22 protein-coding genes and 1 tRNA gene are annotated in these 23,361 nt (G+C 67.2%); 9 read left to right on the top strand and 14 right to left on the bottom strand.

Features of this window, described 5'->3' with window-relative positions; all coding sequences use genetic code 11:
• Positions 1–7 precede the first annotated feature (7 nt).
• Positions 8–775, bottom strand: a complete 768-nt coding sequence (locus HARCEL1_RS07865) for a DUF7839 domain-containing protein (RefSeq protein WP_108382087.1) — start codon at positions 773–775, stop codon at positions 8–10.
• Between the two features lie 83 nt (positions 776–858).
• Here HARCEL1_RS07865 and HARCEL1_RS07860 point away from each other — a divergent pair, with 83 nt between their 5' ends.
• The 3 genes from HARCEL1_RS07860 to pdxT all read left to right on the top strand — a co-directional run bounded on the left by HARCEL1_RS07860 (position 859) and on the right by pdxT (position 3,359).
• Positions 859–1,854 (top strand): PrsW family intramembrane metalloprotease, encoded by a 996-nt coding sequence (locus HARCEL1_RS07860; RefSeq protein WP_233357314.1) that lies wholly within the window; start codon positions 859–861, stop codon positions 1,852–1,854.
• 44 nt (positions 1,855–1,898) lie between these two features.
• Positions 1,899–2,705 carry a prephenate dehydratase gene (gene pheA, locus HARCEL1_RS07855; RefSeq protein ID WP_108382085.1) on the top strand — a complete coding sequence of 269 codons (807 nt, stop codon included), beginning with the start codon at positions 1,899–1,901 and terminating at the stop codon, positions 2,703–2,705.
• A 75-nt stretch (positions 2,706–2,780) separates the two neighbouring features.
• A complete protein-coding gene (gene pdxT / locus HARCEL1_RS07850; RefSeq protein WP_108382083.1) occupies positions 2,781–3,359 on the top strand; it encodes a pyridoxal 5'-phosphate synthase glutaminase subunit PdxT in 579 nt (192 codons plus the stop codon).
• Between the two features lie 6 nt (positions 3,360–3,365).
• Here the strand turns inward: pdxT and HARCEL1_RS07845 are convergent, their stop codons facing one another.
• The 5 genes from HARCEL1_RS07845 to glyA all read right to left on the bottom strand — a co-directional run bounded on the left by HARCEL1_RS07845 (position 3,366) and on the right by glyA (position 8,393).
• Positions 3,366–3,761 carry an SHOCT domain-containing protein gene (locus HARCEL1_RS07845; protein ID WP_108382081.1) on the bottom strand — a complete coding sequence of 132 codons (396 nt, stop codon included), beginning with the start codon at positions 3,759–3,761 and terminating at the stop codon, positions 3,366–3,368.
• Between the two features lie 276 nt (positions 3,762–4,037).
• Positions 4,038–4,565: a hypothetical protein gene (locus tag HARCEL1_RS07840; protein WP_108384166.1), complete on the bottom strand. Its 528-nt coding sequence runs from the start codon at positions 4,563–4,565 to the stop codon at positions 4,038–4,040.
• A gap of 9 nt (positions 4,566–4,574) precedes the next feature.
• Positions 4,575–5,153 (bottom strand): DUF7437 domain-containing protein, encoded by a 579-nt coding sequence (locus HARCEL1_RS07835; RefSeq protein ID WP_108382079.1) that lies wholly within the window; start codon positions 5,151–5,153, stop codon positions 4,575–4,577.
• A gap of 79 nt (positions 5,154–5,232) precedes the next feature.
• Positions 5,233–7,047 carry a DEAD/DEAH box helicase gene (locus HARCEL1_RS07830; RefSeq protein WP_174182922.1) on the bottom strand — a complete coding sequence of 605 codons (1,815 nt, stop codon included), beginning with the start codon at positions 7,045–7,047 and terminating at the stop codon, positions 5,233–5,235.
• 98 nt (positions 7,048–7,145) lie between these two features.
• Positions 7,146–8,393 carry a serine hydroxymethyltransferase gene (gene glyA / locus HARCEL1_RS07825; RefSeq protein WP_108382074.1) on the bottom strand — a complete coding sequence of 416 codons (1,248 nt, stop codon included), beginning with the start codon at positions 8,391–8,393 and terminating at the stop codon, positions 7,146–7,148.
• Positions 8,394–8,638: 245 nt separating this feature from the next.
• Here glyA and HARCEL1_RS07820 point away from each other — a divergent pair, with 245 nt between their 5' ends.
• From HARCEL1_RS07820 to HARCEL1_RS07810, 3 genes are all read left to right on the top strand, one after another.
• Entirely contained in the window at positions 8,639–10,708 is a 2,070-nt protein-coding gene (locus HARCEL1_RS07820; RefSeq protein ID WP_108382072.1) for a hypothetical protein, read from the top strand.
• Positions 10,709–11,002: 294 nt separating this feature from the next.
• Positions 11,003–11,827, top strand: a complete 825-nt coding sequence (tbsP, locus tag HARCEL1_RS07815; RefSeq protein ID WP_108382070.1) for a transcriptional regulator TbsP — start codon at positions 11,003–11,005, stop codon at positions 11,825–11,827.
• 36 nt (positions 11,828–11,863) lie between these two features.
• A complete protein-coding gene (locus HARCEL1_RS07810) occupies positions 11,864–13,480 on the top strand; it encodes a YcaO-like family protein (protein WP_108382067.1) in 1,617 nt (538 codons plus the stop codon).
• 37 nt (positions 13,481–13,517) lie between these two features.
• Here HARCEL1_RS07810 and HARCEL1_RS07805 read toward each other — a convergent pair whose 3' ends face one another.
• On the bottom strand, positions 13,518–14,657 hold the full coding sequence (locus HARCEL1_RS07805; protein ID WP_108382065.1) for a DUF63 family protein: 1,140 nt from the start codon (positions 14,655–14,657) through the stop codon (positions 13,518–13,520).
• A 25-nt stretch (positions 14,658–14,682) separates the two neighbouring features.
• Positions 14,683–15,549 (bottom strand): inositol monophosphatase family protein, encoded by an 867-nt coding sequence (locus tag HARCEL1_RS07800; RefSeq protein WP_108382062.1) that lies wholly within the window; start codon positions 15,547–15,549, stop codon positions 14,683–14,685.
• 134 nt (positions 15,550–15,683) lie between these two features.
• Between HARCEL1_RS07800 and HARCEL1_RS07795 the strand changes: the two genes are divergently transcribed.
• A complete protein-coding gene (locus HARCEL1_RS07795; RefSeq protein WP_108382060.1) occupies positions 15,684–17,033 on the top strand; it encodes an FAD-dependent oxidoreductase in 1,350 nt (449 codons plus the stop codon).
• A 34-nt stretch (positions 17,034–17,067) separates the two neighbouring features.
• Here the strand turns inward: HARCEL1_RS07795 and HARCEL1_RS07790 are convergent, their stop codons facing one another.
• The 4 genes from HARCEL1_RS07790 to HARCEL1_RS07775 form a co-directional block, all read right to left on the bottom strand.
• Entirely contained in the window at positions 17,068–18,000 is a 933-nt protein-coding gene (locus HARCEL1_RS07790; RefSeq protein ID WP_108382058.1) for a hypothetical protein, read from the bottom strand.
• Positions 18,001–18,556: 556 nt separating this feature from the next.
• A tRNA-Leu gene (locus HARCEL1_RS07785) sits at positions 18,557–18,640 on the bottom strand.
• A 125-nt stretch (positions 18,641–18,765) separates the two neighbouring features.
• The gene (locus HARCEL1_RS07780) at positions 18,766–19,263 is read right to left on the bottom strand and encodes a hypothetical protein (protein ID WP_108382055.1); all 498 of its coding nucleotides are present in this window, start codon (positions 19,261–19,263) and stop codon (positions 18,766–18,768) included.
• A gap of 67 nt (positions 19,264–19,330) precedes the next feature.
• Complete coding sequence (locus HARCEL1_RS07775; RefSeq protein WP_108382052.1) at positions 19,331–20,320, bottom strand: glutathione S-transferase family protein; 990 nt, start codon at positions 20,318–20,320, stop codon at positions 19,331–19,333.
• A gap of 147 nt (positions 20,321–20,467) precedes the next feature.
• Here HARCEL1_RS07775 and HARCEL1_RS07770 point away from each other — a divergent pair, with 147 nt between their 5' ends.
• The gene (locus tag HARCEL1_RS07770; protein ID WP_108382049.1) at positions 20,468–20,992 is read left to right on the top strand and encodes a 50S ribosomal protein L16; all 525 of its coding nucleotides are present in this window, start codon (positions 20,468–20,470) and stop codon (positions 20,990–20,992) included.
• Between the two features lie 7 nt (positions 20,993–20,999).
• Here HARCEL1_RS07770 and HARCEL1_RS07765 read toward each other — a convergent pair whose 3' ends face one another.
• Positions 21,000–21,347, bottom strand: a complete 348-nt coding sequence (locus tag HARCEL1_RS07765) for a hypothetical protein (RefSeq protein ID WP_108384163.1) — start codon at positions 21,345–21,347, stop codon at positions 21,000–21,002.
• Between the two features lie 393 nt (positions 21,348–21,740).
• Between HARCEL1_RS07765 and HARCEL1_RS07760 the strand changes: the two genes are divergently transcribed.
• On the top strand, positions 21,741–22,844 hold the full coding sequence (locus HARCEL1_RS07760; RefSeq protein WP_108382047.1) for a tRNA (guanine(26)-N(2))-dimethyltransferase: 1,104 nt from the start codon (positions 21,741–21,743) through the stop codon (positions 22,842–22,844).
• A gap of 14 nt (positions 22,845–22,858) precedes the next feature.
• Here HARCEL1_RS07760 and HARCEL1_RS07755 read toward each other — a convergent pair whose 3' ends face one another.
• A complete protein-coding gene (locus tag HARCEL1_RS07755; protein WP_108382045.1) occupies positions 22,859–23,296 on the bottom strand; it encodes an Hsp20/alpha crystallin family protein in 438 nt (145 codons plus the stop codon).
• Positions 23,297–23,361: the final 65 nt, after the last annotated feature.

The following is a 23,361-nucleotide window of genomic DNA, read 5'->3' as shown; positions in this document are numbered from 1 at the left end:
TCCGGCACTACGCAACGTCGTAGCTGACCGCCCGGTCGCGCAGCGGATCAGTCACGCGCCCCACGGCGTCACGGGTCGCGACGACGAGGACGTCCAGGCCGCGTTCGGCGGCCGCGGCGGCGACCGCACCGCCGGCGACGTACACCGCCGGTTCGATCTCGGCAGATCGGAGTGCGACGACGGCCTCGACGCCTGCCGCGACGACGAGATCCGCGTCGGTGGCCGCCGTCGCGAGCGCGTCGGTATCGACCGATTCGTCGACACGCACGGGCGGGACCTGCCGGACGGTGACGTGTCCGGGATCGAGTTCGATCACGCCCTCGAAGCCCGTGACGCCGACGGCCTCGCCCGCGGCCGCCGCCCTGGTCGTCTCGCCGGTCGCCGCGCCCTCGGCGTCGGGATCGGCGTATGGCAACCCGTCGACCATCCGGAGCGTGACCGTCTCGCCCGCCGCGAGGTCGGCGGCGGCGATCGCCGCGTCCTCGGGGGGTCCGCCGAGCAGGTCGTCGGTGACGTGCTCGCTGAACACCTGCATCTCCCGGACCGTCCGGTAGAGCCAATCGACACCCTCGTTGGTGATCCGGTAGCGCGACCGGGCCTCGCTCGTGACGTAGCCGTCCTCGATGAGGTCCTGGATGTACTCGCTGATGGCCTGGTTGGTGACGCCGACGGCGTCTGCGATCTCACTCTGTGAGACCGCTGGCTGGCGCTCCGCGATTTCGACCAGGACGCGCAACGTCGTCGCAGTGCGCTTGTCCTCCAGCACCTCGACCATATCGAGAGCAGTTCCAGCCGGCGCTTAAATGATCCGATACGTCGACCAGTACGTTGAGGTGTCTGGCCCTCAGACGGTCGCGCGTGTCCGAGCGCGATCCGATCCAGCGGATGGCCGACGGGCGGCGAGACCTGCAGGGCATCGCGACCTGGGAGCCCCGGTCGATCGTCGATCGCGTCATCGTCGCGCTCTATCGTGGCGGGCTCGCGGCCGGCCGAGCGGTGGTCGTCGCGCTCGCGCTCGCGATCTTGCTGGGCCAGGTGTTTCTCGCCGGCCTCGGCGGGACACTCGCCCAGCCAGTCGTCGGCGTGTTCGTCGCGCTCTCGGTGGTGCCCACGCTCGCGCTCGCGTGGTACGTCCACCATCTCGACGTGACCACGCCCGAACCGCTCGGCCTGCTGGTCGCGACCGTCGTGCTCGGAGGCCTGTTCGCGGGCTTTGCGGGTGTCGTCAACTCGGTGGTCGAGGGCCTCTTCGTCGCCCCGTTGCCGGACCTGCTCGCGCCGATCGCCATGGGACTCATGTTCGTGCTCGTGGTCGGACCCGTCGAGGAGGGCGTGAAACTCCTCGCCATCCGCGTGTTCGCCTATCGGTCCGATCGGTTCGACGCCGTCGTCGACGGCGCAGTGTACGGTGCCGCCGCCGGCCTGGGATTCGCGACCATCGAGAACGCCATCTACATCGCCGGCGAGACCGGCGTCGACTCACCACTCGCGCTGATCGGATCGGGCGGGTCGATCGCGTTCGTCCGCGCGCTCGCCGGTCCGGGCCACGTCATCTACGCGGCGTTCGCGGGCTACTACCTCGGATTGGCGAAGTTCAACCCCGATCGTGCGGGCCCGATCGTCCTCAAGGGCCTCCTCATCGCCGCGCTGATCCACGCGGGCTACAACGTCCTCGTCTCGATCGTCCCGACGCTGTACAGCCTCGTCAGCGGAACGCCACCACTCCTCGCGTACGCGGGGTTCGTCCTGGTGTACGACGGGATCTTCGTCGCCCTTCTCTATCGCAAACTCCAGGCCTATCGGCGGGCCTACGATGAGGCCGCCGGATCGGCCGTCGAGTCGAGTGCCGCCTGAGCGCGACCGGGGCGCTTTTGGCGCGTTCACCCGGACACAGCGGTATGGACGCACTCACGCTCGGCCCCGAGGGCACGTACTCTCACCGGGCCGCGTCGGCGGTCGCGGACTCCGTCTCTTTCGCTGAGTCGATGACGGCGATCGTCGACGCCGTCGCGAGCGGCCGGCACACACGTGGCGTCGTCCCGATCGAGAACAGCATCGAGGGCTCGGTCACCGAGTCGCTGGACGCGCTCGCCGCGGGTCAGGTCGCCGTCCTCGAAGAGGTCATCGTCCCGATTCGCCATGCACTCATCGCCCAAAGCGAGGCCTTCGAGAGCGTCGAGAGCCACTCCCAGGCGCTCGGGCAGTCCCGGGAGTATCTCGATCGCCACTATCCCGACGTGGACCGCGACCCCGTCGCGAGCACCGCCCGGAGCGTCGAGCGCGCCCGCGAGGACGCCTCGATCGCTGCGATCGCCCACCCCGACAACGCGACCGACGCGTTGCAGGTCCTCGACACCGACATCCAGGATCGCGACTCGAACGTCACGCGGTTTTTCGTCATCGGGCCGTCCGACGATCGCCGTGACGCGGGATCGAAGAGCACGTTCGTCGTCGATCCGGGCGTCGACCATCCGGGACTCCTCCTCGAACTGCTCGAACCGTTTGCGGATCGTGACATCAACCTGACGCGGCTCGAATCCCGACCGAGCGGGCGCGAACTCGGGGATTACGTCTTCCACGTCGACGTCGAGGCCGGACTGAACGAGGACCGCACGCGGGACGCGCTGGCCGAAATCGAGGCGCTCGCGAGCGATGGATGGGTGCGCCACCTGGGCTCGTACGACACCCGTCGGCTCGACGAGTAGCGACTCACCCAGGCCCCCGCAGTGAAGCGTCGGGACGAACGACAGCGTTTTCGCCGGCGATCGGGTACGCCGCGTATGTCGCTGACAGCGGGCGTGATCGCCGTTCAGGGCGATGTGAGCGAGCACGCCGCCGCGATCGAGGCCGTCGCCGCGAGTCAGGGCCGCGCGGTCGAGGTACACGAGATTCGCACCGGCGGGATCGTCCCGGAGTGTGACTGGCTGGCGATCCCTGGCGGCGAGTCGACGACGATCTCACGATTGCTCGCCCGCGAGGGTATCGACGACGAGATCCGCGCCCACGTCGCGGCCGGTCGACCGGTGCTCGCGACCTGTGCGGGGCTGATCGTGCTCGCACACTGCGCGGACGACCGGGTGGACGATCTGGGCCTGATCGACGCGACGGTCGTGCGGAACGCCTTCGGCCGACAGCGCGACAGTTTCGAGGCCCCGCTCGACGTCGACGGCCTCTCTGATTCGTTTCACGCCGTGTTCATCCGCGCGCCCGTGATCGAATCGGTCGGTTCTGCGGAGGTCGTCGCCCGCCACGACGGCCGCCCGGTCGCCGTGCGGGACGGTCCGATCGTCGGGACTGCGTTCCACCCCGAGTTGACTGACGACGACCGGATTCATCGGCTGGTCTTTGGCGATCAATAGGCCAGGTTACGTGCGCTCGTATTCGAGTTGCCGGTCGATCTCTTCGGCCCCGACGCGATCCGCCCGGTCGTACTCCTCGGTGTCGAGCAACTGCTCGACGATCCGTTCGAACTCTCGTTCACCGATCTCGCCGCTGGCGTATCGTCGTTTCGCCGTGTCGAGTGGGTCGTCCGCCTCCGAAGACGCCTGGGGGCTGGACACCTCTCCGTCGACCTGTTCGTCGACCTCCTCTTCGTCCCCGAACAGTATCGCAGTCGTGGGAACGACGACGATGTATCCGACGAGCATCGCGGGGAGCCACCACTCCTGTCCCGTCAAGAGCGCCACCAGCCAGACGGCTGTGACGAGAAACGGGACGACTTCGACCACGTTCTCGCGGGCCCGGTCGAGCGCGTCGGTCATCGTGTCGGTCGTTCAGACCACCACACCAAAGGTCCAGCGGTCGAGGGGAGGGGAGAACGTGGCCGACCGTCCGGGTGCGGCCCTCACTCCTCGACGGTCGTCACCGCGTCGCGCTCTGTGACGGGCACCCCCCCCTCGCGAGTTGACGGGTCCGATTGCGCGCGACCTCCTCTTCACGCCTGCCCCGGGTCGCGAGCACGACCATTCGCGCGCCATCTGCGAGTCTACTGTTCTGACAGTCTGATCGACGCGCACATACCCCCCGGAGCGATCGAATCAGGTGATCTCTTCGATCAACTCGAATCCGTCTTTGAACCGAACCCGATCCTGGAATCCGTTCGCCGCGAGTGCCGTGACGGTCGCCTCGCCGGCGTCGACATCGGTCGTCACGACAGACGCGAACTCGGCCTCGTCGGACAGGCGTTCGGCCGCGACGGCCGCGAGTGCCGTGTCTGCTTTTTCGATCTGGTCGTCCCGTCGATTCGAGGATTGGGCGATGGAGCGTCGCGCGTCGTCCATCACACGGGCGACCGTTCCATCGGTATACGTTGGTTCCTCAGCGACCGTCACCCACCCCGCTGCGATCGCGTCGTCGATCGGAGTCTCGCCGGGTGTACTCCGGACCGGTGCATCGGTGAGTTCAGCATACACGCGCTGTGGGAGGACGAACGTGAGATCGTTCCGCCGCGCGAACTGTTCGAGTGCAGTGTATTTGGCGTTCTGCTGGCGACCACAGGCGACGAACAGTCCCGTATCTGCGATCCACACGACAGCCTCGCCCATCGGATCGAACGGCTCACTCATCGATACCACTCAATCGTCACGCCGCTGGTCGCGCGCACTCGGGATGTCCCCGATGAACGGATCGACCGTCCGCATGTCCTCGACGACCTCTCTGAGCGCGTGCAAGACGGCGATGGCGAACGCGTTCTGAAGATCGAGTTCGCGTGCCGCGACGCGTTCGGAGAGCGACCCGTCGGCGTACGGAACGGCGTAGGTCAACGCCGTCGCGAGTTTCCCGAGTCCGTGCCTTTCGAGCAGGAGGTCGAGGTCCTGGTCGCGTGACGAACGACCGACCGCCTCGATGAACGTCGGCGTCACTGTGTACTCGTCGCCATCGAGGGTCGCCGTGAGCGTGATCGGGATCGCGGTATAGGTGTGGGTCTTCTGTGTCTCGTCGCGAGAGAGGACCCCCAGATCGACCAGCGTCCCCGTGTCCGAGTACGCAGTCGTTCGGGGCATCTCCAGGGCGTCAGCAATCTCGTCGATGGTCGACTCGCCCTCGCGAAGCACGAACGAATACAGACGAGCCAATCGAGAGTCTTCGAGGAGTTGGGCGACCGAGAGGAGGCCGTTGACGGCGCGTTCGGGATCGCCGGCGGCTGTCGACATACAATTCATAATTCGTGTATTGGGTAATAACGATTGGGGTGGCGGACGCAAACTGCAACGACCGTTCTCCGCCCGGCCCTCACTCCTCGACGGTCGTCACCGCGTCGCGTTCGGTGACGGGTACGCCCTTGCCCGCGAGGTGCCGCGTGCGATTCCGCGCGAACTCTTCCTCGCGCGTGCCCCGCGTCGCGAGGACGACCATGCGTGCGCCACCCGTGGGCCGCATCGTCCGACCCGCGCGCTGGGCGCCCTGCCGGCGTGACCCACCGAGGCCGGACGCGACGATCGCGAGATCCGCTGCCGGCAGGTCGATCCCCTCGTCGCCCACCCGGGAGAGCACGAGTCGGTCGCGGCGGCCCTCCCGGACGTCTTCGAGCAAGGCCTGCCGCCGATGGTGGGGCGTCTCGCCGCTACAGAAGGGCACGTCGAGTCGCTCTGCGATGGCCGCGCCCTGATCGAGATAGTCCGCGAAGATCAGCGCCGTAGCCGCGGGGTTCGCGGCGAGAATATGCTCGATCTCGTCGATCTTCGCACTGTTGCTCGCGGCCAACTGACGGCGTTCCTGGCCCTCGCTGGCGACGTAGGCGTCGCGATCGTCGCGATCCCACTCGACGTAGCGGATCTCGACGGTCGGGCGCGCGACGAAGCCTCGATCGAACAGCGCCTCCCAGTCGGTGCCGATCGGCGGGCCGATCAGTGAGAAGATCTCGCGCTCGTCGTCGGACTCCCGGACGGGCGTCGCGGTCAGGCCGAGACGGTGACGGGTCTGTAAGGTCGTCGAACGCCGGAGCGCGTCGGCAGGGACGTGGTGGCACTCGTCGTAGACGATCAGCCCCCACTCGCGGTCGTCGAACAGGTGTCGATGCCGGTCCATCGCGGCCGTGCGGTAGGTCGCGATCGTGATCGGGCGGCGCTGTTTGGCGTCGCCGTGGTACAGGCCGATCTGTGAGTCGTCGAGGTCCGTCCGGGCGAGCAGTTCCTCGCGCCACTGTTCGAGCAGTTCGCGCCCGGGCGCGAGGATCAGCGACTCGCCACCGATCGCTGCGAGGATCGCGATGGCGGCGACGGTCTTGCCGCTGCCGGGCGGGCCGACGAGCACGCCCGCGCCCTGGTCGAGAAACGCGTCGACCCACGTCTGCTGGTAGTCCCGCAGGTCGACGTTCAGATCGACCGCGACGGGATCGCCCGCCTCCAGGTCGCGGTCGTCCTGGACGGGATAGCCCGCCTCGTACAGCGTCCGTTTGAGGTCTGCGACGCGTTCTTCTGCGACCCAGGACTCGGTGTCGGACAGCTCCGCCCGGAGGTGGTCGTCGAGCTGTTGGCGGGCGACGTTGCCCATCAGATCGGCCGCGTCGCTTTCGAGGACGACGTAGCCGTCGTCGTGGGTGCGGAGTCGGAACCGATGTGCGCGCTCGTACTGCGATCTGAGCCAGGATTCGAGCGTCTCGTCGAGGCCACCGAGGACGCGCCGGACGCTCGCGACCAGCGCGTCGGCGTCGTCGACCGGCGCGGCCCAGACGTCCGCGGACGTGATCTCGTAGCGATAGCCACCCGACCCGTTCACGTCGGCGAGACGGGCGAACTGGGACAATTGCGCACGTGTGAACTGGTCGGGCTGATCGACGACGATCTCCCGACGGTCGGGGAAGGTGACGATCCGCTCTTGCTTTACGCGACCCAGCAGGTCGGCGGGGACGTAGACGCGCGTGTCCTCGACGCGAGTCGCGTCGAGGAACGCGCGCTCGACGGCACGGTCGAGCGCGTCGCTCGCGACGGCCTGCGAGACGCCGAGGTGGTCGGCGACCGCGTCGGCAGTCAGGACGGCCCGGCCGAGCGCGGTCGCGATCTCGGTGATGGCGTCGGGATCGAGGTCGACAGAGGGCTCCTCGGACACACGTCGGGTAGCGTCGCCGGGACAAATCGCCTTTCGGTCGGGGATGCGGGCCGACACGCGCCGTCGGGTGATCGGCCTGGACGGTGGTCCGAGAGCCGCTATTCGTACACCGGGAACGCGTCGGTCAACTCGTCGACCCGCTCCGAGACCTGCTCCAGGGTGGCGTCGTCTTCGGGCGCGTCGACCACGTCGGCGATGAGGTCGGCGACCTCACGGCACTCCGACTCCCCGAAGCCACGGGTGGTCAGCGCCGGCGTCCCCGCGCGGATGCCGCTCGGGTTGAACGAAGAGCGCGTCTCGCCGGGGACGGTGTTGGCGTTGAGGACGATCCCCACCGATTCGAGCGCGCTCTCGACGGTCTTGCCCGTCGTGTCGGGGTTGGAGGGCCGCAGGTCGACGAGCACGAGGTGGGTGTCGGTGCCCCCGGAGACGACCTCCAGGCCGCGCTCCTGGAACTGGTCGGCGATCGCCTTCGCGTTCGCGACGACCTGTTCGGCGTACTCGGTGAACTCGGGTTGGAGTGCCTCGTGGAAGCCGACGGCCTTGCCCGCGACGTTGTGCATCAGTGGGCCGCCCTGCGCGCCGGGGAAGACGGCGCTGTCGACCGCGTCGGCGTACTCCTCGTCGCACATGATGATTCCGCCCCGACCCGCGCGGATCGTCTTGTGGGTCGACCCCGTGACGAAGTCCGCGACACCGACCGGCGACTCGTGGACGCCCGCGGCGACCAGGCCCGTGATGTGAGCGATGTCGGCCGTATGGAGCGCGTCGACGTCGTCCGCGACCGCCTGGATCCGCCCGAAGTCCACCTCGCGGGGGTACGCGGAGTACCCCGAGACGATCATGTCGGGGTCGAACTGCTCGGCGTGAGCGGCGAGCGCCTCGTAGTCGACGTAGCCAGTCTCCTCGTCGACCTCGTACTGTTCGACCTCGTAGACCTGGCCCGCGAAGTTCGCGGGGTGGCCGTGGCTGAGGTGGCCACCGTGGGTCAGATCCAGGGAGAGGATCTTGTCGCCCGGATCGAGGACGGCGAGGTAGACGCCGAGATTGGCCTGACTGCCCGAGTGGGGCTGGACGTTCACGTGATCGGCGCCCCAGAGTTCTTTCGCGCGCTCGATCGCGAGCTCTTCGACGGTGTCGGCGTTCTCACAGCCGGCATAATAGCGCGACCCCGGGTAGCCCTCGGCGTACTTGTTGGTGAGCGTCGTGCCCTGGGCCTCCATGACGGCCTCGCTGGCGTGGTTCTCGCTCGCGATCATCGCGAGGGTGTCGTTCTGGCGGTCGCGCTCGGCCGCGACGGCGTCTGCGATCTCCGGGTCGACCGTGGACAGGTCCTGTCCGTTCATATGAATCGGTCCGACCCCCACCCACAATAAGCGCACGTCTTCTGGCAGCCGGCGGCCGTAATATAATATTACGTACTATAGATCGGTAGGAATAACGCATCGGGAAAATCATTTACTGATTGAATATGCTAAATATAGCCTCAAGTCCCAGATATCGGCCGTTCTCAGCTTATCGCCTTCGTGTGAATTTCGTGGTTACGAGTACCACAGAGTATATACGCGAACGTACCAAATACTATTCCAGCATGGTCACCTGGGGGGTGACAGATGCGGGGACGGACTCGTCGGACTACGATCTCACCTTCGGGATCGAGACCGACGAGAATTCGCTCTCCGCTCTGTATACGACGGCAAGTGCACAGGGGGGCGCACACGACCTCGACACACCGTCCGGTCGCGAGACGATTCCGGTGACGACGACGGGGCTGGAACTCCCCGCCGGGAGTGTCACGGTCTCCTCGGCGGATTCGGACGGACTCGAACCGGTCACAGAGCGCGCGACGATCGGACCGGGGGCCGCGACCGTTGCGGCCGAACCAGAGGGCCCGGACCTGCCCGACGAACTGCGGACCGTTCTGACCTTCCGCGGCCCGGCGACCGTCGACATCGACGACGAGCGCGCCCGGATCGAATTTCCCGACCCGACCGCCGTCACGATCATCGTCCAGCCCGGTGGGGACGCCGACGACCGGATGCGAGTGCCTGGCACGCCCAGGGGCATCGCCCGCGCGGTGACTCACCTCGGGTCGGCCCACCGGACGACATCCCCCGCTCGCTCACACCCGGCCCACCGCGACCCACTCCCCGCCATCGAGGTCGGCAACACCGAATCGATCCCACCGGCCATCAAATCCGAGACCCCCGAGACCGGCATCGAACTGCTCGTTCCGAACGAGTTGGAGAGCGTCTTCGTGCTCGCACCGCTGGCCTTCTATCTCGCCGCAGATCTGCGCGTCGCCGCCGTCGATCACCCACATCTCCGAACGCGTGACGGGCGTGTCGATCACGACCTCGCCGCCGTCCCCGACTGTCAAGAGGAGGTTGGTGACCTGCTTCGCCAGTTTTTCTATCTTGACTGTCTCGTGCGCGATACCGGCGCGACCGACGCGACGAACGCGCCGATCCTCGACGCCATCGATCTCGACGCCGATCACGTCCGCGAACTCGACTCGGCGGCCCGTCTCGAACGGTATCTCGCGGTCGCGGGTGAGGACCTGTCCGACCGACTGCCCGAGTGGCACCTCTCGACGTTCGTCGATCCGACGCCGGGGAACGCGAGCGTGCTCTCCCATCTGCTCGACGACTTGAGTCTGATCCGCCTGCCCGACGCGACCGAACTCGACGAGGCCGCGTTGCTCGACGAGAGCCTCTCGGAGGGGTTCACCCGATCGACGTGTGACCTCGACTGTGCGAACCCCTCGACGGTCGTCAAACCCTCGGAGAGTGGCGGTCGCGTCACTGCCTGGCTCGCGCCGGGGACGCCACTCGACGCGTTCAAGACGACCCGATCGGCGTATCTCAATCGGACCGACTACCGCACGCGAGCGAGTGACACCTTCGAGATCGATCTCGTACTCAACGACGGCGAGATGGCCGGCGAACACGACGCCGTCGCTGACATCTACCGCGAGCGCGCCGAAGACATGCCGATCGACGTCTCGATCGCACGTTCGCTGACGAAAGCCGAACTTCGCGAGCGCATCGAATCCGGGGCGGACTTCCTGCACTACATCGGCCACTGCGAACCCGAGGGCCTGCAGTGTGCGGACGGCTACCTCTCGACGACCGAAATCGAGCGCTCGCGGACGCGATCCTTTTTCCTCAACGCGTGTGGCTCCTACGAAGAGGGCCTGGGCCTCGTCGAGGCCGGGAGCGTCGCGGGTGCGGCCACGCTCCGCGCGGTCCTCGACGAACACGCCGCGAAGGTCGGCACGGCGTTCGCGAAACTCCTGATGCACGGCTTCTCGATCGGCCGAGCGATGCAACTCGCTCGACGCCGCATCATGATGAGTACCGACTACGCCGTCGTCGGTGACGGCACCGACGCGCTCGTCCCGACGACCGCTCACCCCGCCGTGATCTGGCTCGAAGACGCGGGCGAGGCCTTCGAGGTCTCGTACGAGACCGTCCCCGCACGGAGTGTCGGTCGACTCCACGAACCACCGTTCGGTGACGAACCGTATCTGTTCGGACAGGATACAGAGCGGACCATGCGCGCCCGAGAATTACTCCCGATACTCGAAGATTCGTCGCTGCCAGTCATCTATAACGGCGAATTCAACTGGTCTGAGGAGTTAGTCACCGAAATTCGCTGATTCGGGCCGGGGGGATCTCGCATCCAGTATCAGTCGCGGAAAATAGCGACCTGGCTCGACGCGCGGACGGTGACGGGCGCGTTCGTCGACCTATATATCATCTTCATCGGGATAGGCCGACCCACAGAGAGGGGCTTCGAACATCGATAGAGGTAATGTATTCCGATAGGTCTGAAATCGGGTACTTGAGGGATGGCAATGGGGGCCGTCAGCCCTTGTCGTTGCATAACTCTGAAATAAATCTAAGATGGCCGATGGGATTAAATGCAAGCATCGTGTAACTATGTCTATCGCATGGCAACTGAAACCCTCCTGGAGGGCGCGACCGACGAGGTACTGTCGGCGGCGATCGACGCCACCGACGACGTCTTCGTCGTCAACCCCTCACGCGAAACAATCAGAGAGCTCATGAGTGTTCTCGACGGGACGGTCGACCCCCCGAGCGTCCGTCTGTTCGTCGCGGAACGGCCGCTCAAGGACGTCATGGACGACTTCCTCGTCGCGAGTCGCGCTGCTGACCTCTCGGTCGACGACCGACTGACCATCAAGATCCTGGACGAACCGCCGATGAACTCGCTGGTGGTCACCGACGACCGCGTGGTCTCGATCACTGCGGTCGGAGACCAGTTCGCCGGGATCCAGACCGCGACCGACGCGTTCGTCGATCACACCTGGTCGTACTACAGCGACCGGTGGGACGCCGCCGAGGAGTACTCGCTGCGGACGCCGCCGCTCACACGCGTCCGGGAATCGTTGTCCGCCGACATCAGCGCGGACACCGCCGAGGACTTCGACGCCGTCCTCGACAGCCTCCAGACCGCACGAGGCGACGGCGACGGCCTCGACGAGGTGACGATCAGTCTGCTCGCCGCCGCCAAGAACGGCGAGTTGCTCTACGACATCTCGAAGTGGGGCGAAGACGTCGGCCTCGCGAGCAAGGCGACGTTCTCGCGAACGAAGACCCAACTCGAAGACATGGGCTTGATCGACACCGAGAAGGTCCCGATCGACGTCGGTCGCCCGCGACTGCGCCTGATGGTCGGTGACGACCGCCTCGAACGGGCCGAGAGCAACGAACTCGCGTCGGTCGCCCAGAGTCTCCTCTCCTCTGGTTCCTGACGCCGCTGTTTTGGTCCCCCCGGTCGTCGCCCGCATATGGACGTCGCCATTCTGAGTACTGGCCCGGCCGCATCGGCCGCCCGGAGTGCACTTGCCGAGACCGATTTCGACGTCGAACAGACCGCCAGCGTCGCGGACGCCGACTGTGTGATCGCGATCGCTGCGTCCGGATCCGAGGCGTTTCACGACGTGGATCGACGCTGTCGTGAGCACGCGATCCCCTGGCTCGCGGTCGAACTCGGTGGGATCGCGGGCCACGGCGTCGTCGAATTCGCGATCACGGCGTTCGACGGGTCGCCCTGTTATGCGTGTCTGTGCGATCGCGTCGCGGCGACGACCGACGAGGCAACCGTCGACGACGTCACAGAACCGATCGCGCACCTCGCGGGTGCGAGTGCCGCCCGGCAGGCGTACGACCTCCTGACCGGGGCGGGCGATCCGATCGATCGCGTCCTCGAATCACCCCACGCCGAACGGCGACTGTTACCCGTTCCAGGCTGTGACTGCCGAGAGGGCACCGTTCCCCCGACGAGCGACGACTCGATGGCCCCGCTTCAGCGCGCCGAAATCGGCCGCGACGACCGCGTCGGGATCGTCACCTCCGCGGGCGAACTCGAAACCGAACCGCTGCCCTACTATCTGGCCGAACTCGCCGATCCGTCGGGCTTTCTCGATCGCACGCCGCGTCTCCAGGCCGCCGGCGTCGCGCCCGACTGGCAGGACGCCTCGATGGCCGCGCTCGGTGAGGCCTACGAACGCTACGCCGCCGCGACGGTCACGCCCGAGGACCGACGCGCCGTGCCCGACGAGCGCGTCGATCCGGCGGCGTTCGTCGCGCCGAGCGACCCCGACGCCGGGTGGCTGTCGGGCCGCCGGCTGAGCGACGACGCGCGCGTCGCCGTCCCCGCCGACCGCGTCGTCTATCCCGCGCCCGCGGACAGTCGGGGCACGACGACCGGACTCGCGCTGGGTGACGACCGCCCTGATGCGATCCGCCGTGGCCTGCTCGAAGTGATCGAGCGCGACGCCGCCATGCTGTTCTGGTATTCGTCGGCCGATCCGCTCGGCCTGGATATCGACGACGAGCGGTTCGACCGACTCGTCGGTCGGGTGACCAGCGACTGTCGGGTGACCACACTGCTCGTGACCCAGGACGTCGACGTCCCCGTCGTCGCCGTCGCACTCCACCGCGAGAAGTGGCCGGCCTTTTCGATCGCGACTGCCGCGGCGCTCGATCCGGTCGCCGCCGCCCAGGACGCGCTCCGCGAGGCCGTCCAGAACTGGATGGAACTGCGCCGCATCGGGCGTTCGGAGGCCGCGGGCGGGCACGTTCCGTACGCCGATCGACCGCCGGCCGTCGAGGACCTGCTCGATCCGGATCGGTCGGTGCCGGCCGCCGGCCTCGGTGTCGACACGGACGCTCCCGTCGAGAGCCTCGTCGACCGGCTCGCGGACGTCGATCTCGACGCGTACGCCGTCGATCTCACCCCGCCCGACGTCGCGACGATGGGGCTTGCGGCGGCCCGAGCGATCGTCCCCGGCGCACAGCCGTGGGCCGAATCCGACGTGCCGTTCGGTGAGCGTGCTCGCGAGGTGCCCGTCTCGATGGGGTTCGAACCCCGACTCGACCGCGACCGACACCCGTTCCCGTAGGATACGATCCTCCGGATCGAAAATTCGAACCCGGCGCTCAGATCCCGATCGTCGCTCGCGCCATGTCACGCGTCCCCGGCCCGAGGCCGACCGCGACGATCGCGATGAGAAGTAAGACGCCGAAGCGTGGACTCTCGTCCATGAACTCCTCGTTGAACAGCCAGAGCACGACGATCGCGACGGCGAGTTTCACGAGCAAAAAGGGCCAGGACGTGCCGATGATCGCGACCACGTCCGCCGGGAAGATCGCCTGGGTCACGTCGATGATAATGCGGTTCGCGGGGTGTTTGGGCGTGTAGGTCACCGGCAGGCCGAGCGCACTCGCCCAGTCGCCGTTGATGACGTTCGCGACGCCGTCGACGGCCTGCCCCCAGAGCACGGCCAGGCCGGCCAGGCCCGTGCCGGCAGTCACCACGGGCCACCACCGGTCGAGTGCGTAATGAATCCCGACCGCGATCGCGGTCGCGAGCCCGAGTGTGAGAATCGGCACCTGTGGATAGAAGCCGATCTCGGGGCGGACGAGCACGCCCCACGCCAGGACGATCAGGCTGATCGCGAGCGCGGCGGCCCCGTAGGCGGCCAGCGGCGTGGTGTACCGCTCGACGTAGTCGTGGCGTTCGAGCCACAGACAGACGACGATGCCCGCCAGCGCGACGACGAACACCGTCACGTAGATCACCGGGCTGATGAGAATCGTGTTCAGCGGGTAGGCGATCCACGCGCCGGCGCCGTCGGTCGCAGTGATCACCGCGTCGTTGGCGTCTTCGATCGTCCGGAGAAAGCCCCCGAACAGCATCATCGGGACGAGCGCGCCGACGAAGCGACGGTCGGTCCCGATCTGGAGGCGGCGGAGCACGGCCAACACGCCGAGCAGTGCGAAGATACCGACGATGGCGTAGCCGACCTCGGAGACGATGGTGTAGCCGGGCCGGGCGAGAACGGCGTCGGCACCCGCGGTACACGCCGATGCGGTGGTGTGGGTGACGACGTCGCCACCCGACCGGATCGCACACTGGGCGTCGTGGGCGTCCGCGACGACCGGGCCCCAGAAGTACTGCCAGACGAACCGATCGTAGACGATCCCCGGCGCGAGCAGCGATCCGCCGCCCAACGCGAGGAGCCCGGCGACCGCCGTCGCGATCCAGGCGCGGACGAGGTCGAGACGCGAATAATCCATGTCGGAACCCCGACGGCCCCGCAGTTCAGGCTTCCGGTCCGATCTGTATCGCCTGCTCAGCGACCGCGACGAACCGATCGTGGGCCGCGCCGTTCGAGGCGATCAGCCCCGTCGCTTCGGGCGTCCATGGCTCACCCGTCACGTCGGTGACGGCCCCGCCCGCGGCCCGGACCATCGCGACGCCGGCCATCGTGTCCCAGGGGTTCGTGTCGTGGGGCGTCAGACAGCCGTCGAGGCCGCCATCAGCGACCGCCGCGAGCGTCGCCTGCATGCTGCCCAGCCGACGGAAATCACCGAAGACCTCGCCCGACTGTTCGACGAGGCCACCGATCATCGCGGGATCGCTGCCGTACAGCCCCGTGAGTGCGACCGTAAAGGCCTCGGGATCGGTCCGCTCGCTCACCGCGAGCGCAGTGCCGTCCCGTGTGGCGCTGTCCGGGCCGACGGTGAAGCTGTCACCCGTCGTGGGCTGGTAGGTCGCCGCGGCGACGACCTCGCCGTCGACGACGCTCGCGACGCTCGTCGTCCAGGTCGGCAGGCCGCGGACGAAGTTGTTCGTGCCGTCGATCGGATCGACGACCCACGCCGGCCCCGTCTCGGGGACCGCTTCGAGGCGGTCGGGTGCGGGAACCGGGTCGGTGTCGATCACCGCGGGGGTCGGCGCGGCGGGCCCGTCGGGCGATTCCTCACAGACGAACGGTTCGTCGGTGAACTCCTCGGTGACGGTCGCGACGATCTGGCGCTGGGATTCGTGATCGGCGGTCGTCACGAGGTCGTTTTTCCCGTCTTTGGTCTCGGTCTCGTAGGCCCCACGAAACGCCTCCCGGGCGACGGCACCGCCGGCGCGGGCGGCCCGTTCGGTCATCGCCGCACGGCGGGTGGCATCGGTCATACAGGACGGGAGGAGTGTGGTGGCCAATACCCTGTCGGTCCCCCAGAGAGTCGTCGGTGATCTGGACCGGCCAGGGGCGACAGCCACCGCTTGGCCAGACATTATCACGGTCGGGTCCGACTCTTCGCATACCAATGGCTGGAACCTACGACCTCGTCATCGTCGGCGGCGGGATCAGCGGCGCATCCCTGCTCTACACCGTCGGGCAGTTCACGGACGTCGAGTCGATCGCCCTGATCGAAAAGGAACGCGACATCGCCGCGATCAACTCTCATCACACGAACAACTCCCAGACGCTTCACTTCGGCGACATCGAGACGAACTACACCCTCGAGAAGGCCGACTCCGTCAAGGAGGGCGCGGAACTGCTCGCGGGCTATCTCGAAGCCCAGGACCCCGACCGGGAGTTCCACGACCGGCGCTCGAAGATGGTGCTCGGCGTCGGCGACGAGGAGGCCCGAACACTCGACCGGCGGTACGACGAGGAGGGCTTCGGTGAGTTGTTCCCGAAACTCCGCCCGATCGATCGCGAACAGATTCGCGAGATCGAACCCGCCGTCGTCGAGGGGCGACCGCCGGAAACGACGCTGCGCGCACTCCAGACGCCCGACGGCTACGTCGTCGACTACGGCGCGACCGCCCAATCGTTCGTCGATGCAGTCCGCGATCAGTCCCACGTCGACGTCTACACCGACACCGAAGTCACGGACGTGACGCCCACGCGGGACGGCTACACCATGGCCACGACCGACGGACGGTTCGACTGCTCGACCGCGGTCGTCGCCGCGGGATCGCACAGCCTCCAGATCGCCAAAGAACTGGGCTACGGCCAGGACAAGGTCCTCCTCCCGGTCGCGGGCAGTTTCTTCACCGCTCGCGACTTCCTCGACGGCAAGGTGTACACGCTTCAGATGAAGAAACTCCCGTTCGCGGCGGTCCACGGCGACGCCGACGTTCACGACCCCTCGATCACGCGGTTCGGGCCGACCGCGAAACTCGTGCCCGCGCTCGAACGCGGCCGACTCTCGACGGTGCCGGACTTTTTCGACGTGTTCGGGTTCAGCCCCGCGGCCATGCTCAGCTACGCGAACGTGCTGGCCGACAGCGTGCTCCTCCCCTACGTGCTGAAGAATCTCCTCTACGATCTGCCCGAGATCGGGCCCCGACAGTTCCTCCCGCACGTCCAGAAGGTCGTGCCAGAGGCCACGCTCGCGGATATCTCCCGGGCGAAAGGCTACGGTGGCGTCCGCCCGCAGATCGTCGACACCTCACGGAAGAGCCTGGACATGGGCGAGGCCAAGATCGTCGGGGAGAACATCGTCTTCAACATTACGCCCTCCCCGGGAGCGTCGACCTGCCTGAAAAACGCCATGCGTGACGCCCACACCGTCGTCGACACGCTCGACGGCGACTACCAGTTCGACGAGGAGTCGTTCCGCGCGGCGACGATCGAGCACTTCCCGCGGGCCGACGAGTCGGCCTGAGCGACGTCGCCGTTTTCTGCAGGCGTTGTCGTGTCTAGCAGGCCCCACGCGAGAGAAAGCGGGCCTGCCCGCTCGTGCGCTGGCCGGCGTCGTTCGTGCCGTAGTCTTCGATCCGGACACAGATCGTCTCGCCGGTCGCACAGTCGGGGGGCACGTCCCATTTGACGAAGACCTGAAAGTCCTCGTACACACCGCGAAGCTGTCGCCCGCCGTCGAGGCGTTCCTGGACGACGATGCTCGTCGTCTCTCCGATGTCGAGTGGTGGCGCACGCTTCTGAGCCCGGCGATGGGCGCGTTCGGCGTCGGCGGCGTCGTGGGCCCACTCGCTGCGCGCCGGGAGGACCCGTGCGTCCAGGCCCAGACGATCGAGAAGCGCCCGGATCGGGGCGCGAGCGTACAGCCCGACGCCGAGGGCCCCGAGCGCGACCGTCAGGCCCGCCATCGGGACCGTCCCGATCGGAGCGAGTGCCAGCCCCGCGGCGGCGATCGCTGCGAGGCTGATCGCGGGCCCGGTCGCCGCGACCCGATCGCCGGGTGTGATCGTGTGTGCGAGTGTCGTGAGGCCCGCCGCCCCGGCGAGCGCGTGGGTGAGGACGACACCAGCCAGCGCGGCCCGACGGACGAGCGGGGTCGTTCGCAGTGCTTCGACGGTCAATGGGGCCTCGACGATCGGGAGGGCCACGAGACCGCCGCCGAGCGCGCCGATCGTGGCGAGTACCGCGCTCCCGAGGACGCCACCGATCACGATCACCGGCCAGACGCGCGGCGCCCCGAGTCCCGTACTGGCCTGGCGGGTTCGTGTCGACGCCAGCCGACCGAGCGTGACGCCGACCAGCAGGGCCAGGAGGCCAGCGCCGACGGCGCGCGGGACCACCGCGCGGGCGACCCGGTCCGTCCAGACGACCGCGCCGAGGGCGGCGACGCCCGCGCAGACGACGAGCCACGAGACCGCGGTCGAGATGCGCATCGTCGAACCGTTCGGTCGTGGCGGTATCAAAAGCATGGTTCCACTCCCCCCGGGCAGAGCTCACCCGATTGCCCGGCCTCGCCACTCCGGGAATTACTGGTGCGAGGGAAGACCGCTCCGCCGGGTCTTCCCGCATCTTGCGATGGGCGAGGGGATTCGAGCCACGGTCAGTCCGCTCGCTTCGCTCGCTCCCTTCCCTGATTCGAATCCCGCTACAGAAGCGTCACTGAGAATACGGCATCGCCACTCTGGAATGAGAAATGGTGCGAGGGAAGACCGCTCCGCCGGGTCTTCCCGCATCTTGCGATGCGAGGGAGGGGATTCGAACCCCTGGACCACCGGAAGACGCTCTCGCTCCGCTCGCGGTTTCACCGCTCGCAGGTCGAGGCCCTCACTTCGGTCGGGCCTCGCTCCGCTCGAACGTCTTCCGAGCCCTCGATCGCTCGTTACCTCGCTCACGAGGACCCTACGGGAGCGGATCGGCGGAGATGTGGCTGGATGAATGTGAAATGGTGCGAGGGAAGACCGCTCCGCCGGGTCTTCCCGCATCTTGCGATGCGAGGGAGGGGATTCGAACCCCTGGACCCCTACGGGAGCGGATCTTGAGTCCGCCGCCGTTTCCGGGCTTGGCTACCCTCGCTCGCAGGCACTCGACGGTAGTCAACGGCCGTTTATCCGTCCTGCGATTCTGCCGTTCGATGGACCACGAGTGGCCGACGGCCACAGCCGACCGGGCGGGATCCGTGGAGACCGCTCTCCGGCGGTTCAGGACTCGTCGAAACAGCCCTCGACCTGCCGGGACTCGACGGTCACCGTGGTTCGATCGAGCGTGCGACCGTCGTGACTGGCCGTGATCTGAACGTCGATCGACTGGCCGGGCGGTATCGATGCATCCGCTGGCGTGACCTCGTACAGCATCACGCGCTCTATCGATTCGAGATCGACCGTTCTGGTCGTCTGGAAGACGTTCCCAACGCGCACCGTGAGATCGACCGCGGCGGTGCCGACCCCTGCGTCACCCCGCTGGAGGGTGACGGTTCCAGTGACGGTGTACGACCCCGGCGGTGGGCCAGTCGACGTACAGGTGACGACCCCATCAGTCCCCTCGCTGGGGGAGTCCGGCCCGATCAAAACCCTGGGGTCGGGGTCCGTGATCGTGACGGACGGGGCGCTCCCGACCGATGTGAGCACGACGCCCCCAGCGAGGACGGCAGTCGCGAGCAAAAAGAGTGCAAATCCACCGAGGGTGACGGCTCGGCTCATGCGGCGTCGTTGTATGAGCGACCCCAAGAAGGCCCGGTATTCCAGGTTCGAGGCCCCCTCGTCCGCATTACTCCAGCGCCGCGGGCGGCCCACCCGGGAGTCGATCCCGGTCGTGGGGTGCTTCGAACTCTGGATCGGGCCCGATCGGGACGATCTGCTTGGGGTTCAGATCGGGGTGGGTGCGGTAGTAGTGATCTTTGATGTGGCTCATCTCGACGGTCTCCCGGACCCCGGGCGTCTGGTAGAGATCACGCAGATACCCCCAGAGATGCTCGAAGTCCGTAACGTGCGCGCGATTGCAGCGGAAGTGAGTGTGATAGACCTCGTCGAACCGCACGAGCGTCGTGAACATGCAGATATCGGCCTCGGTCAGGCGATCGCCCGCGAGATAGCGCTGGTCGGCGAGCAACGCGTCGTACTCCGCGAGCGCGTCGAACACCTCGCGGACGGCCATGTCGTAGGCGGACTGTGAACCCGCGAAGCCCGCGCGATAGACACCGTTGTTGATCGGCTCGTAGATCGCCTCGATCACCTCGTCGACGCGGTCGCGATAGCCCTCGGGGTACAGGTCGACGTCTCGCTTTGCGACGTCGCCCATCTCGGTGTCGAGCATCCGGATGATCTCGCTCGATTCGTTGTTGACGATCGTTTCTGTCTGTGTATCCCAGAGCACGGGCACGGTCACCCGACAGGTCGCATCGGGATCGGCCTCGACGTACAGTTCGCGGAGATAGTCGCTGTCGTAGAGCGAATCGGTCGTACAGCCCTCTCGCTCGGGGCTGAACTGCCAGCCGTCCTCGCCACGGTAGGAGTCGACCACGTCGACCGAGATCGCGTCCTCCAGGCCTTTCAGCGCGCGGACGAGGAGGGTTCGATGCGCCCACGGGCAGGCATACGAGACGTAGAGGTGATAGCGGCCCGCCTCGGCGGGGAACTCCGCGTCGGGGTCGTCCTCGATGCGATCGTGAAACGCGGTCTGCTGACGGGTGAAGTTGCCGTCATCATCGGTCATCTGATACGCGTCGGTGCGCCACTCACCGTCGACGAGCATGTTCATAGCCCTGACCCACGAGCGCCACCCGGATGAACACCGGGGCCGTGACAGGGCGGACACGGCCGGCGCGCCGGACCCGCTGGCCGCCACAGCGCGCGGTGGTTCGACACCCTTAACTGCCGGGTCGGCCACGAATCTCCAAGAACGACGATGTCCGAAAAACCTGCTTCGATGTACCGGGACATCGACAAGCCGAGCTACACCCGTCGCGAGTACATCACGGGAATCCCGGGATCCAAGATCGCACAGCACAAGATGGGCGCCGGTGAGCCCGACGACTACCCCGTCCAGATCAGCCTCGAAACCGAGGAGGCCGTCCAGATCCGCCACGGCTCACTGGAGGCCGCGCGCCTCTCAGCGAACCGTCACCTGATCAAGGAACTCGGAGAGAACAACTACAAGATGATCCTCCGGAAGTTCCCCCACCAGGTCATCCGCGAGAACAAACAGGCGACCGGGGCCGGGGCCGACCGTGTTTCGGACGGAATGCGCCAGTCGTTCGGGAAGATCGTCGGCACCGCCGCGCGAATCCCCGCCGACGACCGCCTGTTCACCGCGTACTGTGACGTCGATCAGGCCGCCGCCGTCAAAGAGGCCTACCGACGCGCGTACAACAAGATGACGCCGCCGTGCCGAATCGTCGTCGAGCGCGGTGAAGAACTGCTCGTCGCCTGAAACCAGTTCAGAGGAGATCCTCGACGTCGGCGTAGTAGAGGTCGTGATCGTCCACGCGATCGGTCGCGCGGGCGATCCGGACGGCGATGGCGTGCCAGCACAGCTGCTCGGGATCGCTTCCGTCGAGATTGTACGTCGCGTCGGGACAGGAACAGGCGTCGGCTTCGACGACGTGTTCTTCGGCGTGGCCCACCACGACGGTGAAATCCCGGTAGGCTTTCACTCGCCCTTCAGCGACGGCTTCGATCGCGCGCCGCCCGCGGTCACCGTGGGTCGCGACGATGCGGTCGAAAATCTCCGGCGTGATCTGGTCTGCGTCGGAGAGGGCGGCCTCCCAGTCGTCGACTGCCGTCACGTCCATTCGTGGGAGACCGACGGGCAAAACCGTTCGGCCCGAAGCCAGTGCGAACGCCCCTGCCGGCCATCAGGATGCGGCGTCGAGACTGACAGTCGGTCGATGAGTCGGTGAACACTGCCGAACGTGAGGGAGTGTTCAGCGACGGCCTCCACCCAGCGGGGATGTCGACCCGGTCCGGGGGATCGGGGGTCGCGTCGAGACTGACATGCTGTCCGGCGAGTCGGTGAACACTGCCGAACGTGAGGGAGTGTTCAGCGACGGCCTCCACCCAGCGGGGATGTCGACCCGGTCCGGGGGATCGGGGGTCGCGTCGAGACTGACATGCTGTCCGGCGAGTCGGTGAACACTGCCGAACGTGGTGGTTTTCCCATTCGATCCCATCCCCCGGGTATGGACGTTTCGGAGGGCCACGTGACACTGACCGTGCCCGAACAACCCGAGGAGGGCGTCGGCGACGCGGTCTTTTTCAACCCCGATCAGGAACTCAATCGCGATCTGACGATCGCCACGCTGCGGGCCGCTCGCGAGCGCATCGACGGGCTGGAGACGTACTTCGACGCGACGGCGGCGTCCGGGGTGCGCGGCGTTCGGGCCGCCGCCGACGGCTGGACCGTCGAGTGCTGTGACACCGATCCCGACGCGGTCACACTCGCCCGTGAGAACCTCGCGCGCAACGACCTCGCGGGCACGGTCCACGAGGGTGACGCGACCGTCCGTCTGCACGAACAGCGCTACGATATCGTCGATCTCGACCCGTTCGGCACGCCGATGCCGTTCGTCGACGCCGCGGTCCGCGCGACCGACGGCGTGCTCGCGGTGACGGCGACCGATCTCGCGCCGCTGTGTGGCGCACACTTCCGGAGTGGCGTTCGCAGTTACGCGACGGTCCCGCGCAACACCGAGTATCACGGCGAGATGGCCGTCCGGGTGCTGATCGGCGCACTCGTCCGGGCGGGCGCCCGCTACGATCGCGCGCTCGACCCGTTGTTCACACACGCCAGCGATCACTACGTCCGAACCTACCTCGCGGTCGGGTCGGGCGCGCAGGCCGCCGACGCCCAGATCGATCGGCTGGGCTACGTTCACCACTGCACCGACTGTCTCCACCGCGATGCCGAGCGCGACCTGATCGCGCATCCGCCCGCGGACTGTCCCGCGTGTGGCGGATCGATCGTCACGGCGGGACCGATCTGGCTGGGCGCGATCCGCGATCGCGAGTTCACGGCGGCGACCCGCGAGCACGTCGACGCGTCGATGGGCACGGCCGACCGGGCGCGTGACCTCCTCGACCGGATCGAGCACGAACTCGACACGCCGACCCACTACGACCAGCATCGCCTCTGCAAGGAATGGGGCCGGTCGGCATCGGGGATGGACGAGTTTCTCGACGCACTCCGGGCGGCGGGCTATCAGGCTTCACGAACGCAGTACGGCGGGACGACGTTCAAAACGGACGCGGACGTCGATTCGATCAGAGCGGCGACCGACGACTGACAGACTCCAGGCGATCAGTTGACCGGAATGGACTCGCCTTCGGTGGTGACCTCTCGTTTCGGCAGCGTGACCGTCAGCACACCGTGGTCGAAACTCGCCTCGGCGGCCGCTTCCTCGACGGCGGCCGGGAGCGTGATCGATCGCTCGACCGATCGCGTGCTGCGTTCACTCCGGACGACGATGGCGTCGTCTGCAGTCTCTTCGACGTCGGCCTCGCTGGCACTGTCGGCGCCGATGACCAGGGTCGTCCCCTCGATGACGCGCAGATCGATGTCGTCGGGTTCGAACCCCGGGAGGTCGACGGTCACCTCGAACGTCTCGCCGGTGTCGACGATGTCCACGGGCGCGGCCCCACCGAGGGCCAACTTCCCGGGATCGAACCCACCGAACTGCTCGCTCATCGACTCGACCATGCGCTCGATGTCGTCGAACGGATTGGATCGGGATGGCATACAAGCGATGCTACAGGTGCTCGGGGTATAAAGATTCGTGTCGGAACGCGTCGGTCAGATATCGG

The sequence above is a fragment of the Halococcoides cellulosivorans genome, from assembly GCF_003058365.1.
Taxonomy (GTDB): Archaea; Halobacteriota; Halobacteria; order Halobacteriales; family Haloarculaceae; genus Halococcoides; species Halococcoides cellulosivorans.
This window is presented reverse-complemented; position numbering and strand designations above follow the sequence as displayed.